This window comes from Phyllobacterium phragmitis, assembly GCF_002980495.1.
Lineage (GTDB): Bacteria > Pseudomonadota > Alphaproteobacteria > Rhizobiales > Rhizobiaceae > Paramesorhizobium > Paramesorhizobium phragmitis.
Genome location: NZ_PVBR01000001.1, coordinates 335,936 through 351,068, shown reverse-complemented (window position 1 = coordinate 351,068; position 15,133 = coordinate 335,936). Strand labels below are relative to the sequence as shown.

12 protein-coding genes and 1 pseudogene are annotated in these 15,133 nt (G+C 63.2%); 5 read left to right on the top strand and 8 right to left on the bottom strand.

Annotation, left to right across the window (positions count from 1 at the left end):
* Positions 1-127: 127 nt before the first annotated feature.
* Positions 128-1,120 (top strand): NUDIX hydrolase, encoded by a 993-nt coding sequence (locus tag C5748_RS01645; protein WP_105740165.1) that lies wholly within the window; start codon positions 128-130, stop codon positions 1,118-1,120.
* Positions 1,121-1,230: 110 nt separating this feature from the next.
* On the opposite strand, the gene C5748_RS01640 is transcribed toward C5748_RS01645, so the two are convergent.
* From C5748_RS01640 to C5748_RS01630, 4 genes and pseudogenes are all read right to left on the bottom strand, one after another.
* Positions 1,231-2,616, bottom strand: a complete 1,386-nt coding sequence (locus C5748_RS01640) for an FAD-containing oxidoreductase (protein WP_425350190.1) — start codon at positions 2,614-2,616, stop codon at positions 1,231-1,233.
* A gap of 74 nt (positions 2,617-2,690) precedes the next feature.
* Positions 2,691-2,777 (bottom strand): annotated as a pseudogene (locus C5748_RS29280) (DUF4126 domain-containing protein); the annotation flags it as partial.
* 83 nt (positions 2,778-2,860) lie between these two features.
* Positions 2,861-3,508, bottom strand: coding sequence for a LysE family translocator (locus C5748_RS01635; protein ID WP_105740163.1), 648 nt, complete (start codon positions 3,506-3,508; stop codon positions 2,861-2,863).
* A gap of 83 nt (positions 3,509-3,591) precedes the next feature.
* A complete protein-coding gene (locus C5748_RS01630) occupies positions 3,592-4,503 on the bottom strand; it encodes a LysR family transcriptional regulator (RefSeq protein WP_105740162.1) in 912 nt (303 codons plus the stop codon).
* 249 nt (positions 4,504-4,752) lie between these two features.
* Between C5748_RS01630 and C5748_RS01625 the strand changes: the two genes are divergently transcribed.
* The 4 genes from C5748_RS01625 (at position 4,753) to C5748_RS01610 (ending at position 10,753) form a co-directional block, all read left to right on the top strand.
* Positions 4,753-5,577, top strand: a complete 825-nt coding sequence (locus tag C5748_RS01625; protein ID WP_105740161.1) for an alpha/beta hydrolase fold domain-containing protein — start codon at positions 4,753-4,755, stop codon at positions 5,575-5,577.
* A gap of 35 nt (positions 5,578-5,612) precedes the next feature.
* Entirely contained in the window at positions 5,613-6,824 is a 1,212-nt protein-coding gene (locus C5748_RS01620) for an efflux RND transporter periplasmic adaptor subunit (RefSeq protein ID WP_105740160.1), read from the top strand.
* 138 nt (positions 6,825-6,962) lie between these two features.
* Positions 6,963-10,172, top strand: a complete 3,210-nt coding sequence (locus C5748_RS01615; RefSeq protein ID WP_105740159.1) for an efflux RND transporter permease subunit — start codon at positions 6,963-6,965, stop codon at positions 10,170-10,172.
* A gap of 122 nt (positions 10,173-10,294) precedes the next feature.
* The gene (locus C5748_RS01610) at positions 10,295-10,753 is read left to right on the top strand and encodes a GNAT family N-acetyltransferase (protein ID WP_105740158.1); all 459 of its coding nucleotides are present in this window, start codon (positions 10,295-10,297) and stop codon (positions 10,751-10,753) included.
* 8 nt (positions 10,754-10,761) lie between these two features.
* On the opposite strand, the gene panB is transcribed toward C5748_RS01610, so the two are convergent.
* The 4 genes from panB to C5748_RS01590 form a co-directional block, all read right to left on the bottom strand.
* Complete coding sequence (panB, locus tag C5748_RS01605; RefSeq protein WP_105740157.1) at positions 10,762-11,580, bottom strand: 3-methyl-2-oxobutanoate hydroxymethyltransferase; 819 nt, start codon at positions 11,578-11,580, stop codon at positions 10,762-10,764.
* Between the two features lie 169 nt (positions 11,581-11,749).
* Positions 11,750-12,598 (bottom strand): pantoate--beta-alanine ligase, encoded by an 849-nt coding sequence (panC, locus tag C5748_RS01600; RefSeq protein WP_105740156.1) that lies wholly within the window; start codon positions 12,596-12,598, stop codon positions 11,750-11,752.
* Positions 12,598-13,467 carry a carboxylating nicotinate-nucleotide diphosphorylase gene (gene nadC, locus C5748_RS01595; protein WP_105740155.1) on the bottom strand — a complete coding sequence of 290 codons (870 nt, stop codon included), beginning with the start codon at positions 13,465-13,467 and terminating at the stop codon, positions 12,598-12,600. The genes panC and nadC overlap by 1 nt, the downstream gene beginning before the upstream one ends.
* Entirely contained in the window at positions 13,467-15,026 is a 1,560-nt protein-coding gene (locus tag C5748_RS01590; RefSeq protein ID WP_105740154.1) for an L-aspartate oxidase, read from the bottom strand. The genes nadC and C5748_RS01590 overlap by 1 nt, the downstream gene beginning before the upstream one ends.
* Between the last annotated feature and the right edge of the window lie 107 nt (positions 15,027-15,133).

The window sequence follows — 15,133 nt, the reverse complement described above, 5'->3', positions numbered from 1 at the left end:
TGCAACGCTTGCGATTGGCGCTGAACATTGACACAAGCGTAATCTCTCCCCTTGAGGGGGAGATGGCCGGCAGGCCAGAGGGGGGTATCGCCGCCGCGGCACCTCCATATAGAGGTATCAGGGTGTGATGCCACCGACCGCCACAGCCGTCGAAATTGGCCTCAGCGCGGCGATCGTCGCGGTGGTGGAGAACGATCCGCTGATCCTTTGTGCGCCCGAGACCAGCGCCTCGGCACTCGATGGCCTGCCTTTCGGTCCCTTCGATCCCCTCGCCCACCGCACGCTCGAAACCGGCCTGCGGGCCTGGGTGAGCGAACAGACGCGGTTGAAACTCGGCTATGTCGAACAGCTCTACACCTTCGGCGACCGCGGCCGCTACAAGACTTCAGCGGAGGACGGGGCGCATGTCGTCTCGGTCGGCTATCTCGCGCTAACCCGCGCTGCAATCGCCCATAATGAGAGTCCTACCTCGATGCAATCCGGGCGCTGGCGCGCATGGTATGGCTTCCTGCCGTGGGAGGACTGGCGCGGCGGCAAGCCGACGCTGATCGACGAGATCATCCTGCCCGCCCTGTCGCGCTGGGCCAAAGACAGGGAAAAACCGGCACAGGCGGAGCCGCCGATGCAGCGTCTCCTGCCGCGCCTGATGCGTCTGCGGCTGGCGTTCGGCCTCGATGGCGTTCCCTGGGACGAGGAGCGCGTGCTCGAACGCTACGAGCTTCTTTACGAGGCAGGACTGGTCGAGGAAGCCTTCAATGACGGCAATGCGTCCTATCCTCCGCTTTCCGCACCACTTGGGCGGGCCATGGCCTTCGATCACCGGCGCATTCTGGCGACGGCCATCGCACGGCTGCGCGGCAAGCTCAAATATCGCCCGGTGATCTTCGAACTGATGCCGCCGAGCTTCACGCTGACCGCGCTTCAGGAAACGGTCGAGGCTATCTCGGGCCGCCATCTGCACAAGCAGAATTTCCGCCGCCTGGTCGAAAGCGCGGAACTGGTCGAACCGACCGGCGCAACGCTGACGCAGCCCCGCGGCCGCCCCGCCGCGCTCTATCGGTTTCGGCATGAGGTGCTGGAGGAACGCCCGGCGCCGGGGCTGCGGGTGGGGGTTCGGTAGGTAGTTTTACGGGTCGTGGGCTTCATTCACCCCCCTCTGCCCTACCGGGCATCTCCCCACCTGAGGGGGAGATGCCCGGTAGGGCAGAGGGGGTGAAGGGCAGTTGGTCGTCATCCATCCACCGGCTTCAACTCGCCCAACACCGTCGGAATGAGCTCCGAAACCGTCGGATGGATATGCACGGCGCGTTGCAGCGTCGTATAGGGCGCTTTGGCATACATGATGTCGAGAATGCAGTGGATGGCCTCGTCGCCGCTTACGCCGAGAATGGATGCGCCGAGAATCTGATGCGTATCGGCATCGACGATGATCTTCATGAAGCCCTGCGTTTCGCCGCGCTCGACGGCGCGGGCCACCCTGGTCATCGGGCGCGTGCCGATCAGCAGCCGCTTTCCTGATTTGCGCGCCTCGGCTTCGCTGAGGCCGACCCGGCCGAGCGGCGGATCGATATAGAGCGCGTAGGCGGGCAGCCTGTCGCTGACGCGGCGGGGATCGTCATCGAGCAGATTGGCGGCGACGATCTCGAAATCATTGTAGGATGTGTGGGTGAAGGCGCCCTTGCCGTTGCAGTCGCCGAGCGCCCATATGCCGGCGACATTGGTGCGCAACTGGTCGTCCACCGTGATATAGCCGCGTTTGTCCGTTTCGACGCCGGCTTTGTCGAGACCAAGATCGTCGGTATTCGGCTGTCGCCCAACCGCCAGCAGGACATGCGAGGCCAGCACGTCCTTATCGCCGGACTGGCAATCGACGCCGACTGCGATATCGCTTCCCCGCGGCGAAAAGCTGATGCATTCGGAATTGAGCCGGATATGGATGCCTTCCGCTTCGAGAATATCCTTGACCGCTGTGGAGACGTCCTCGTCCTCGCGGGCGATCAGATGCGGCTTTCTCTCCAGCACCGTCACGGCGCTGCCGAAACGGCGGTACATCTGCGCGAATTCCAGCGCGACATAGCTGCCGCCGACGATGACGAGATGGCGCGGCAGGGTGTCGAGATCGAGGATGGAGGTGTTGGTGAGATAGTCGATCTCGCCGACGCCGGGCATATCGGGCACCAGCGCCCGGCCGCCGACATTGATGAAAATGCGGTCCGCCGACAACAGTTCCTCGCCGACCCTGACCTCGTGCGCGGATTCGAAACGCGCATGGCCGCGGATGACGGTGCAGCGCTCCATGCCACCCAGCCAGCCTTCCAGATTGTTGCGCGATTTGCCCGAAACAGCGTCCTTGCGCGCCTTGACCGCCTTCATGTCGACTTTAACATCGCTTGAAACGGTCACGCCGTAACTCGCGGCCCGGCGTGCCAGATGGGCGGCATAGGCACTGGCGACCAGCGTCTTGGTCGGCGTGCAGCCGGTATTGACGCAGGTGCCGCCGATCAGCTTGCGCTCGATCAGCGCTACGTTCATGCCGGCGGCGGTGAGACGGCCGGCCAATGACGGACCCGCCTGCCCCGCTCCGATGATAATCGCATCGAACTGCTTCGTCATCAGACCGCCCTCACGATCAGGATCGCTGCGACCATGGCGACGGCATCTTCTATCAGTGCCGCAGGCCGGTCTTTGCCGGCGGCCCAACTTACTGCTGCCGGAGCGGTCATTGCCCGAAGCCCCGCGACGATACCGATCAAGAGCGCGAGAAGATAAATCGCCATTGCCTGTTCCCGAGATGAGCAGCCGGATTGTTGGTCACCATAGCTCAAAATCAGATGGTATGCACACCGGCACCCTGGCGTAATCAGCCTTTATGGAAGGCGAGATGGATGCCGAGACCGACAATCAGTGCACCGCCCGCCCGTTGCATGAGGCGCTGTACTCTACCCGAGCGCCGCAACCGGTTGATCACCGCGCCCGCCAGCACCACGGAAGCGACATCGGTGAAGGAGAATATCAGATTGACGATGGTTCCGAGAAGAAGGAACTGAATCCAGACGGGCCATCCGGCCGAGGGATCGATGAATTGCGGCAGGAAGGCCATGAAGAAGATCGCCGTCTTGGGGTTGAGAACCTCCACCGTGACGCTCTCCAGAAAAGCCCGGCGGCCGGATTTGGGTCCAGGTTGGGGCAAAGTGCCCGGCATGGCCGTCTCCTCCCCATGTGCCTTGGCGCGGAACAGCGAAATCCCCAGCCAGACCAGATAGGCCCCGCCGGCGAATTTGACCACGAGGTAGAGCATGGGCACGGCATGAAAAAGCACCGACAGCCCGGCAGCCGCCGCGATCACATGGACATAGCCGCCGAGATGAATGCCGAAAGCCGCCATCAGGCCGGACCATCGGCCGCGCGCCATGGTCTGCGCCGCAGCATAAAGCATAGCCGGACCGGGAACAAAGGCGAAGATCGCCGTGGTGACGAGAAAGGCGATAAACAACTCATGTGACGGCATTCGTTTCGCTCTGCTGTTTCCGATAAGCTGGATGCGAATATAGACGATGCTTTCGCCGCGTATCGAAAAAAGTTGCCCGGCGGCTATCGCCCGTCGATCCCGGATTTCGCGAAGAGATCGGCGACCCAGTCGACGAATGCCCGGACCTTGCTGCTCAAATGCCGATTCGGCGGAAAGACGACGAAGATCGGCATGGGCTCCCTCTTCCAGTCGGTGAGAACCGGCTGCAGCGTGCCATCGAGAAACGGCCTTCTGGTCATCAAGTGAGGCGCCTGGATGATCCCCATTCCCGCCTCCGCGGCGGTGACGTAGCTGACCGCCTCATTGGCGGCAATGATGTAGCGCCCGTGCACCTCCAGCCGTTCCCCATCCCGTTCGAAGCTTAGGGGGAGCTGCTGACCCGTCTGGGCACGGAAATAACCGACGACATAGTGATCCCGCTCCAGATCATGCGGATGCCTCGGCTCTCCGAATTTCGCGAGATAGGACGGAGCCGCGCAGGTGACGAAACTCATCTGTGCGATGCGCCTGGCAATCAACGACTGATCGGTGAGGTCGCCTGCCCTGATTGCGCAATCGACATTCTCCGCCAGAATATCGATCGGGCGATCGGATACGCCGAGATCGATGCGGATATCGGGATAGCGGGCGTAGAAATCCCCTAATGCAGGAATGATGATGAGATTTGCCAGCGCGCCCGATACTTCCACCCGCACCCGCCCCTGTGGCAGCGCCTGCGATGTTGCCAGACTGCCGTCCAGTTCTTCGAGGTCGGCCAAAAGCCGGAGCGCACGATCGTAATAGAGCGCGCCGTCATGGGTCACCAGCACCCGACGCGTCGTCCGGTTCAAGAGTTTGGTACGCAGATGCGCCTCCAGCCCCTGGATCAGTTTGGTAACGGTTGCCTTGGGCATGGCGAGTGATTCCGAGGCGCGCGAAAAATTGCCCGCCTCCACGACCCGGACAAAGGCGCGCATGGCGGCTAGCTGATCCACACTACTCTCCTGGCCGATAATGCGAATTTTTGTGGTTCATTATTCATCCACAGAAACAGTGTTGTGACAAAGTTGGGACTTTTTCCCGCACAAAACAATACCATCTTAGGGCGACATTGTGCTCTGCAGCATTGCTCCTGACAAAATGGTGTCAGGAGGCCTGTGCGAAGAGGAACGTCAACAATTTGTCTTTGCGGCCACCAGGGCAGCCACCCGGGATGAAAGCCGCAAAGACGGAGATCGAATATTATGGGAACGGTCTGGACAGAGGAGATGCTGGATAGCAATGCCGGCCCCGTGCCGGTGCGCATCTATCGCGGCTGCGCCCTTGCGAAGGCGCCGCCCCTGGTGCTGCACCTGCATGGCGGCGCGTTTCTCGGCGGCTCGCTGGAAACCGGGCAACAGGTTGCGACGCTGCTCGCCGAGGCCGGCGCGGTCGTGGTGGCGGCGGACTATACGCATGCTGCCGGACAGCCGTTTCCCGCAGCGCTCCAGTTCTCGTTCGGGCTTCTGGGGTGCCTGTGCAAAGGACGCGCCAGGCTCGCGGACAAGAAGTCTCCGCTCTACGTCGCCGGCGAGGAGGCTGGCGGCAATCTCGCCGCCGGACTGGCGCTGAAGGCCCGCGACCTCCACATGGGCGGGCTGCAGGGGCAGATCCTGCTCTCGCCGATGCTCGATCCGTGCATGGCAACGGGATCGTTCCGCAAGGCGGACATGCCGGTGACGAACTGCCGGTGGGTGGATGGCTGGAACCGCTATCTCGGCTTTGCCAGCAAGGCCTGCCATCCCTATGCGGCGCCCAGCTATTGCATGCGCCTTGCCGGCGTTGCTCCCGCGCTGGTGGTCAGCGCAGAGGATGATCCGATGCGCGACGAGAGCGTGAACTATGCACGGCGTCTGAGAGAAGCAGACGTCGTCGTCCATGAACATATCCTGGCCGGCCAGACCGGGTGGCCGGCTGCCTACAGCAATTATACCGGCACTCAGCCGGAATGGGGAGAGACTGTCCGAGGCTTTTTCACCGAGTTCTTCCAGGAGACAGGAACCCCAAGTCCACTAAACCAAATTGTCTAACTACACCGGCGTCAAGCGCCGTTACGGAGAATACCATGACGATATTTACCCCCCGCCGGCTCCTTTGGGGTGTCGGTCTTGCTCTTGCTGCATCGGTTGCCGGTACAGCTTTGTACACTGATCTGCCCGGCCGCGCACAGGCTGAATCGAGTGCGGCCGCCGCGCCTGCCCCGGCAATACCGGTATCGGTCGCCACTGTCGAACCGCGCGATGTCATCCTATGGCAGGAGTTTTCCGGCCGTCTCGAAGCGGTCGACCGTGTCGAAGTCCGCTCGCGCGTCGCCGGAGCCATTCAATCGGTTCACTTCCGCGAAGGCGCGCTGGTCAAGAAGGGCGATCTGCTCGTCACCATCGACCCGGCGCCTTTCGAGGCGGCGGCGGCGCGCGCCGAGGCCCAGGTCGAGTCCGCCCGGGCGCGCGTGGATTTGACGAGGCTCGAACTGGAACGCGGGCGCAAACTCGTCGCTTCCCGCACCGTCTCGCAGAGCGACCTCGATCAGCGCCTCAGCGCATCGCATGAGGCGGAAGCAAGCCTGCGCTCGGCTGAAGCCGCCCTGCAGTCGGCGCATCTCGATCTCGGCTATACCGAGGTGCGGGCTCCCATTGCGGGCCGTGCCGGCAGTTTCGAAATCACGACCGGCAATCTGGTGGCGGCAGGTTCCGGTTCGCCTGTTCTGACGACATTGGTCTCGGTCGACCCGATCTATGCGAGCTTCGATGTCGACGAGGAGTTCGTGGCACGCGCGCTGGCGCAGCTCCCCGCGGGGAAAAACGGCGCACCGGCCGTCGAGCAGATCCCCGTGCAGATCGGCACGGCAAGCGATGCCGGCACGCCGATCAGCGGTCATCTGCAGCTCATCAACAATGAGGTCGATACGGCAAGTGGCACCGTCAGCGTCCGCGCCGTCTTCGAAAATCCGGACGGCCGGCTGATCCCCGGCCAGTTCGTCCGCGTGCGGATGGGTGAGCCGAAGGCCGAGCGGCAGCTGATGATCAGCGAGCGGGCGATCGGAACGGACCAGGACAAGAAATTCGTCCTGGTCGTCGACGCCGACAACAAGCTCGCCTATCGCCAGGTGACGCTGGGAGCCTCGGCCGAAGGCCTGCGTATCGTCGAAAGCGGCATCAATTCGGGTGAGCGCATCGTCATCAATGGATTACAGCGGGTTCGCGCCGGTGCGGTGGTTGAGCCGCAGGCGGTCGCCATGGCCCCGGACAAACAGGCGCTGGCTACCGCCCAACGCTGATATCCCTGAGCGAAACGGTGGGAAGCCGCCGTTTCGTTCAAGGCAAGTTTAAATTTTGGATGACGTCGCTGCGACGGGAGAGTGCTTCCGTCGCAAGCCCGTTCTTTACGCAAAATCACATTCCCAGAGGGACGTGACATGAATATTTCCAGATTTTTCGTTGACCGTCCCGTCTTCGCAGGCGTGCTGTCGGTCCTGATCCTGGTGGCCGGTCTTCTCGGCCTCCGCGCCCTGCCGATTTCGGAATATCCTGAGGTCGTGCCGCCGTCGATCGTGGTGCGGGCGCAATATCCAGGCGCCAGTCCGCGCGTCATCGCCGAAACGGTGGCAACACCGATCGAGGAGGCGATCAACGGCGTCGAAGACATGCTTTACATGTCGAGCCAAGGCACCACGGACGGCCTGATGACGCTGACCGTGACCTTCAAGATCGGCACCGATCCCGACAAGGCGCAGCAGCTCGTGCAGAACCGCGTCAGCCAGGCCGAGCCGCGCCTCCCGGAGGAAGTGCGGCGTCTCGGCGTGACCACGGTCAAGAGTTCGCCCGACCTCTCCATGGTCGTGCATATCACTTCACCGAACAATCGCTACGACCTCACCTACTTGCGCAATTACGCGGTGCTGAACGTCAAGGACCGGCTAGCGCGCATCGACGGCGTCGGCCAGGTGCAGATCTTCGGCGGCGGCGATTATTCCATGCGCATCTGGCTCGATCCGCAGAAGGTGGCCGGGCGCGGTCTTTCGGCAAGCGACGTGGCACAGGCCGTGCGCGGACAGAACATTCAGGCGGCGGCGGGCGCCATAGGTGCTGCGCCGAGCGTTCCCGGCCTCGACTTCCAGCTTTCCGTCAACGCGCAAGGACGGCTGAGAACCGTCGAGGATTTCGGCAACATCATCGTCAAATCAGGCGCGAATGGCGAGATCACGCGCCTGAGCGATATCGCCCGCATCGAACTGGGCTCTTCCGAATATTCGCTCCGCTCGCTGCTCGACAACAAGCCGGCGGTGGGCATGGGCATCTTCCAGGCGCCGAACTCCAACGCCATCCAGATTTCAGACGAAATCAGGAAGGTGATGGACGAAGTGCAGCAAACCATGCCGGAAGGCGTGAAATACGAGATTGCCTATGACACGACCCAGTTCGTCCGCGCCTCCATCGACGCGGTCGTGCATACGCTGCTCGAGGCCATCGCGCTGGTGGTGGTGGTCGTCATCCTGTTCCTGCAGACATGGCGCGCCTCAATCATCCCGCTCGTCGCCGTTCCCGTGTCCATCATCGGCACATTCGCGGTGATGTATGTCTTCGGCTTCTCGATCAACGCGCTCAGTCTCTTCGGCCTTGTGCTCGCCATCGGCATCGTCGTGGATGACGCCATCGTGGTGGTGGAGAATGTGGAGCGCAACATCGAAGAGGGCCTGAGCCCACGCGAGGCGACTTATCGCGCCATGCGTGAGGTTTCCGGACCTATCGTGGCGATTGCGCTGGTGCTCGTCGCCGTCTTCGTGCCGCTTGCCTTCATCTCGGGTCTGACCGGCCAGTTCTACCGCCAGTTCGCGCTCACCATCGCGATCTCCACGGTGATCTCGGCCTTCAACTCGCTGACGCTCTCTCCGGCGCTGGCGGCAATCCTGCTGCGCCGCCACGATGCGCCCAAGGATTGGCTGACGCGCGGCATGGACCGCGTCTTCGGCTGGTTCTTCCGGGGCTTCAACCGGGTGTTCGGCGCAAGCTCCAACGCGTATAGCGGCGGCGTACGGCGGATTCTTTCGCGCAAGACGCTGATCATGGGGCTCTATCTCGTGCTCGTCGGCATGACCTTCGTCATGTTCAAGGCGGTTCCGGGCGGCTTCGTTCCGGCGCAGGACAAGCAATATCTGGTCGGCTTCGCGCAATTGCCCGATGGGGCAACGCTCGACCGCACGGATGAGGTGATCCGCAAGATGAGCGCCATCGCGATGGAGCAGCCGGGCGTCGCCAACGCAATCGCCTTCCCCGGCCTGTCGATCAACGGCTTCACCAACTCGTCGAACGCGGGCATCGTCTTCCTGGCGCTCAAGCCGTTCGAGGAGCGCACGACGCCGGAGCTTTCGGGCGGCGCCATCGCGATGCAGCTGAACCAGAAGTTCGCCGGTATCCAGGAAGCGTTCATCGCCATGTTCCCGCCCCCGCCGGTACAGGGAATGGGCACGATCGGCGGCTTCAAGCTGCAGATCGAGGATCGCAACGGTCTGGGCTATGAAGCACTAGACCAGGCGACCAAGGCGTTCCTCGCCAAGGCCTATGCCGCGCCGGAACTGGCGGGGCTGTTCTCGAGCTATCAGATCAACGTGCCGCAGCTTTATGCCGATATCGACCGCGCCAAGGCGCAACAGCTGGGCGTGGCGGTGACGGATGTGTTCGAGACGTTGCAGGTCTATCTTGGCTCGCTCTATGTCAACGACTTCAACCAGTTCGGACGCACCTATTCGGTCCGGATGCAGGCGGATGCGGCCTATCGCGCGCATCCTGAAGACATCGGCAAGCTGAAGGTCCGCTCAAGCTCGGGCGAGATGATCCCGCTTTCGGTGCTGCTCGACGTCAATCCCAGCGCCGGGCCGGATCGCGCGGTGCGCTATAACGGCTTCCTCTCCGCCGACATCAATGGCGGCGCGGCGCCGGGCTATTCCTCCGGCCAAGCGCAGGAGGTGATCGAAAAGATCGCCGCCGAAACCCTGCCCAAGGGTATCAGCTTCGAGTGGACGGACCTGACCTACCAGCAGATCATCGCCGGCAATTCAGGCATCATCATCTTCCCGCTGGCGTTGCTGCTGGTGTTCCTGGTGCTGGCGGCGCAATATGAGAGCCTCGCATTGCCGCTGGCCATCATCATGATCGTGCCGATGGGTCTTCTGGCGGCGCTTGTCGGCGTGTGGCTCAGCAAGGGCGACAACAACATCTTCACCCAGATCGGGTTGATCGTGCTGGTGGGCCTATCGGCGAAGAACGCCATCCTGATCGTCGAGTTCGCGCGCGAACTTGAATTCGGCGGTATGTCGCCGAAGGAAGCGGCGATCGAGGCGAGCCGGCTGCGTCTGCGCCCGATCCTGATGACCTCGCTGGCCTTCATCATGGGCGTGGTGCCGCTCGTGTTGTCCACGGGCGCGGGTGCGGAAATGCGCCAGGCCATGGGCATCGCGGTGTTTGCGGGGATGATCGGCGTGACGGCCTTCGGCATCTTCCTGACGCCGGTGTTCTATGTGCTGCTGCGGAAGCTATCGGGCAACAAGCCGCTGAAGCATATCGGTGAGGGGACAATCCCCGTGCCGCCGGAAAAGACGGCGCATGAGCCGGCGACGCAGGCGCACTGAACGAAAAGCGCACCAACCACCGGTCAAAGGGCCCAGCGGATCACTCTGCTGGGCCCTTTCTCGTTGGCCTTAAATCGGGATATAGATCGGGTTATCCATCCATACCGTGGGAGCCTTCATTCATGAACGAAAATACCATCGAGACCATCATCCGGCCAGTTGGTGCGGATGACGAAACCAGATGGCGTGCCCTGTTTGCCGCCTATAATGCGTTCTACCGGGCAAGCGTGCCGGAAACGGCGGTCGCCACGACATGGAAGCGCATTCTCGATCCTCAATCCGATGTGAAGGCTGTTGTCGCCGAACGCGATGGCGAAATCACAGGCTTTGCCAATTACCTCTTCCACGCCTCGACATGGAGCGATCGGCCGAACTGCTATCTGGAAGATTTGTTCGTCGATCCGGCGGCGCGCGGTGGCGGGGCGGGCAGGAAGCTGATCGAAGGCGTCGAGGCGGCGGCGCGGGCCAGAAACGCCTTCCGCTTCTATTGGCACACGCAGGAGTATAACGCCCCTGCCCGCTCGCTCTACGATACGATCACGCCGCGCTCCTCGTTCATCGTCTACCGGAAAGCGCTCTGAGCAGCAGGTTATTTCTTCAGCTTGTAGATCTGCTCGTCGGTCGGGAAGGTGCGGGTGCGGACGTCGTCGGCATAGGCCTTCACCGCATCCTCGATTGCCGCACCAACAGCGCCATATTGCTTGACGAATTTCGGCGGTTTCGGGTTGAGGCCGAGCATGTCCTCGAGCACCAGTATCTGGCCGTCGCATTCCTTCGACGCGCCGATGCCGATGGTCGGAATGGATACCTCGCGGGTGATCTCGGCGGCAAGCGGCTCGACGATGCCTTCCAGCACCACGGCGAACGCGCCGGCGTCCGCCACCGCTTGTGCATCGGCCTTGATCACCGACCAATGGGCAGGATCGCGGCCTTGCGTCTTGAAGCCGCCAATGGTGTTGACCGCCTGCGGGGTGAGCCCGATATGGGCCATGACAGGAATGCCGCGCTCGGTGAGAAACCGGATCGTTTCGGCCATGCGCGCGCCGCCTTCCAGCTTCACCGCGCCACAGGCCGTTTCCTTCATGATGCGGGCGGCGTTACGGAAGGCTTCCGACGGGCTTTCCTCATAGGTGCCGAACGGCATATCGACCACGACCAGCGCGCGTTTCGAGCCGCGAACGACGGCGCGGCCATGCGCCATCATCATGTCGAGCGTGACGCCAACGGTCGAATCCATGCCATGCATGACCATGCCGAGGCTATCGCCGACCAGCATGAAATCGGCATAGCGGTCGACGATCGCCGCCGTGTGGGCGTGATAGGCAGTGAGTGAAACGATGGGCTCGCCGCCCTTGCGCGCGCGGATATCCGGCGCGGTGATCCGGCGGGTGACGATTTCCTGGCTCATGGGTTTCTCCAATATTATCCATACACTCTGGGCCATCTGGAATGCCCCTCACCCTTACCCTCTCCCCGCAAGCGGGGAGAGGGAGGCATAGACGTTGCCGCTTCGTCCTTCTCCCCGTCCTTACGGGGAGAAGGTGCCGGCAGGCGGATGAGGGGCACTCCAGCCAGTGCTATAAACCTATCACCCTTTGATCAATCAATCGCACCTTGCCGAAACGCACGGTGAGGAGCACGACGACCGGTTTATCAAACTTTCCCGCAACCTTCGACAAATCCTCCGCGTCGCGGATATCCACCGCCTCGACCGCCCCGCGAGGCTCGGCTTCCAGCACCTTCAGCATCGTCTTGCGGATAGCCGCCACCGAGCGTTCCCCACCAGCAGCTAGCGCCTCGGCAGCCGCAACCGCCTTCGACAGGACCACAGCCGCCTTGCGGTCCTCCGGCGTCAAAAGCGCATTGCGTGAGGAGCAGGCAAGCCCGTCCTCCTCGCGCACCGTCGGCACGCCGACAACTTCGACCGGGATATCGAGATCAGTCACCATGCGGCGGATGATGGCGAGTTGCTGATAATCCTTCTCGCCGAAGAAGGCCCGTTCGGGCTGGACGATGTTGAAGAGCTTGGAGACGACAGTCGTTACCCCGCGAAAATGGCCGGGGCGGATGCGGCCGATCAGGATGCGCGACAGATGCGTCGTCTCGACGATGGTCTCCGCGCCGGGGCGGTAGATCTCCGCCGCATCGGGCGTAAAGACATAATCGACGCCTTCGGCTTCGAGCAGCTTGAGATCGCGTTCGAGATTGCGGGGATAGGTGGACAGGTCCTCATTCGGGCCGAACTGCGTCGGGTTGACGAAGATCGACGCCACGGTCACGTCGCAGGATTGGCGCGCATGGCGAACCAACGCCAGATGGCCGATATGGAGATAGCCCATCGTCGGCACGAGACCGATGGTGCGACCTGCCAGCCGTTCGTCCTTCAGCGCCGCACGCATCTCCGCAATGGTCGAAATAACTTTCATCAGCTGATCTCTATGTCTAACCCGACATCGAGCGTCGGCGCGGCCATGGTGATCTTGGAGGTCGAGATATAGTCGACGCCGGTTTCCGCAACAGCCCGGATCGTGTCGAAGGAGATATTCCCTGAGGCTTCGAGCCTAGCCCGGCCGGCGTTGATTTTCACGGCTTTTTCAAGAAGTTCCGGCGACATATTGTCAAGAAGAATCACATCCGCGCCGACCGACAGCGCTTCCTCCATCTGGATGATCGTATCGACCTCGACCTCGATCTTGACCAGATGACCCGCATAGGCGCGCGCCGCCTCGATGGCCCTTGCCACGCCGCCTGATACCGCGATGTGATTGTCCTTGATCAGGACCGCATCGTCGAGCCCGAAGCGGTGATTGGCGCCGCCGCCGCAGCGCACCGCATATTTGGCTGGGGCGCGCATGCCGGGCACGGTCTTGCGCGTGTCGCAGACCTTCGCGCCGGTATGGGCGATGAGATCGGCGAACTTCGCGGTGTAGGTGGCGATGCCGCTCAGATACATCAGGAAATTCAGCGCCACCCGCTCGGCGGATAGGAGGGCGCGGGCGCTGCCCTCGGCGCGGGCGATCATCTGGCCGGGCTCCACTCGCTCGCCATCCCTGACGAGGGCCGTGAATTTCACCGCCGGGTCGAGCAGCGCGAAGGCGGTTTCGGCGAAGGCCAACCCCGCCACGACACCGGTCTCGCGGCTGGCGAGAACCGCCTTTGCCCGCGCATCTTCGGCAATCGTGGCATAGGTGGTGATATCACCGGCGCGGCCCAGATCCTCGGCGAGCGCGGCGCGCACCGCCTCCTCCACCATCAAACGCGGCAGGACGGGCGGGTTGGCTTTGGCTGCTGTCATCAGGCGAATTCCAGATAGTCGTGGGTGAGCCGGTCGGCTTCGGCTCGGGTCAGGTAGGAACGGCGCTGCCATTCGGGCATTGCCTCGGGAAAATCGTCACGGAAATGCCCGCCCCGGCTTTCTTCTCGGCGAAGCGCGCTGACGGCGACGAGCTGTGCCGCGGTCAGCGTATTGGCGAAGGCGGCGTTGCGGTTTGCCTGTTCGAGCCCGACGATGATGCGCAGCCCCTCCTGCATGCCGGCGCGGTCGCGGATGACGCCGAAACGCGCGCTCATGGTCTTGCGCAGCAGGGTCATCGCCTTGGTATCCGCCGTGGTTTGCGCGTCATCGTCGCTGACCGAGCCATCGGCCCAGTCGCCGCTGCCGGCTTTCGGCAGAAACCCGTCAATATCGGCGGCGATGCGGGCGGAGAAGACCACCGCTTCGAGCAGCGAGTTGGAGGCGAGACGATTGGCGCCATGCGCACCCGTGGAAGCGGCCTCGCCACAGGCCCAGAGACCTTCGAGCGAGGTGCGGCCGTCGGCATCGGTCAGGACGCCGCCCATGAAATAATGCGCGGCCGGGATGACCGGGATCGGTTGCGTGACCGGGTCGATGCCGGCTTCGCGGCAATAGCCGTAGACGGTTGGAAACTCTTCGGGGAAGCTCTTGCCCACGGCGGTCGTGCAATCGAGCCAAGCACCCCGGCCCGCCATCACCTCGGCGAAGATGCCGCGCGCCACCACGTCGCGTGGGCCCATCTCGCCCGCCGGGTCGATGGCGAGCATGAAGCGTTCGCCGCGATCATTGACCAGCGTGGCGCCATGGCCGCGCAGCGCCTCGGTCGCCAGCGGTGCGGGATCCTTGCCGACATTGAGCGCGGTCGGGTGGAACTGCACGAACTCCATATCGGCCAGCGTTGCCCCGGCACGCGCGGCCATGCCGATACCGCCGCCGCGCGCTTCCGACGGGTTGGTCGTCACCTCGTAGAGATGGCCGATGCCGCCGGAGGCGAGCACCACGGCATGGGCCGGCAGATGGAGGCGCTTGGCGCGCTTTCCGGCGTCACCACGCGCGACAATGCCCGAGACGCGACCGCCTTCCATGGCGATCTCCTCGGCGACGAAACCCTCCAGCACGCGGATCGACGGCGTGCGACGCACCGTATCGACCAGCGCCTGCATGATGGCGCGGCCCGCCATGTCGCCGCGCACCCGCACGATGCGGCTTTGCGAATGCGCCGCCTCGCGCGAAACCTGCAGCCGGCCGTCGAGATCGCGGTCGAAAGGCACGCCGTACCGGAGTAGATCATGCACGCGGTCAGCGGCCTCGCTCACCATCAGCCCTGCGATCTTCTCGTCAACGATGCCGTCGCCCGCCGCCAGCGTGTCGGCCAGATGCTGCTCGATCGTATCGCCCTGCGAAACAGCGGCGGCGATGCCCGCCTGCGCCCAGGCAGACGACGCGCCACGGCCGATGGGGGCTGCGGCGAGGATGGTGACCGGACGGGGGGCGAGCTTCAGCGCGCAGAACAGGCCGGCGAGACCGCCGCCGACGATGATGATGTTATCTGGGGGCATGGATGGATACCCTCGGCTCTATACGAACACCCCCCTCTGCCCTGCCGGGCATCTCCCCCACAAGGGGGGAGATTGGCTGACAGGTGGGTGGTCGTTCAATCATCGAC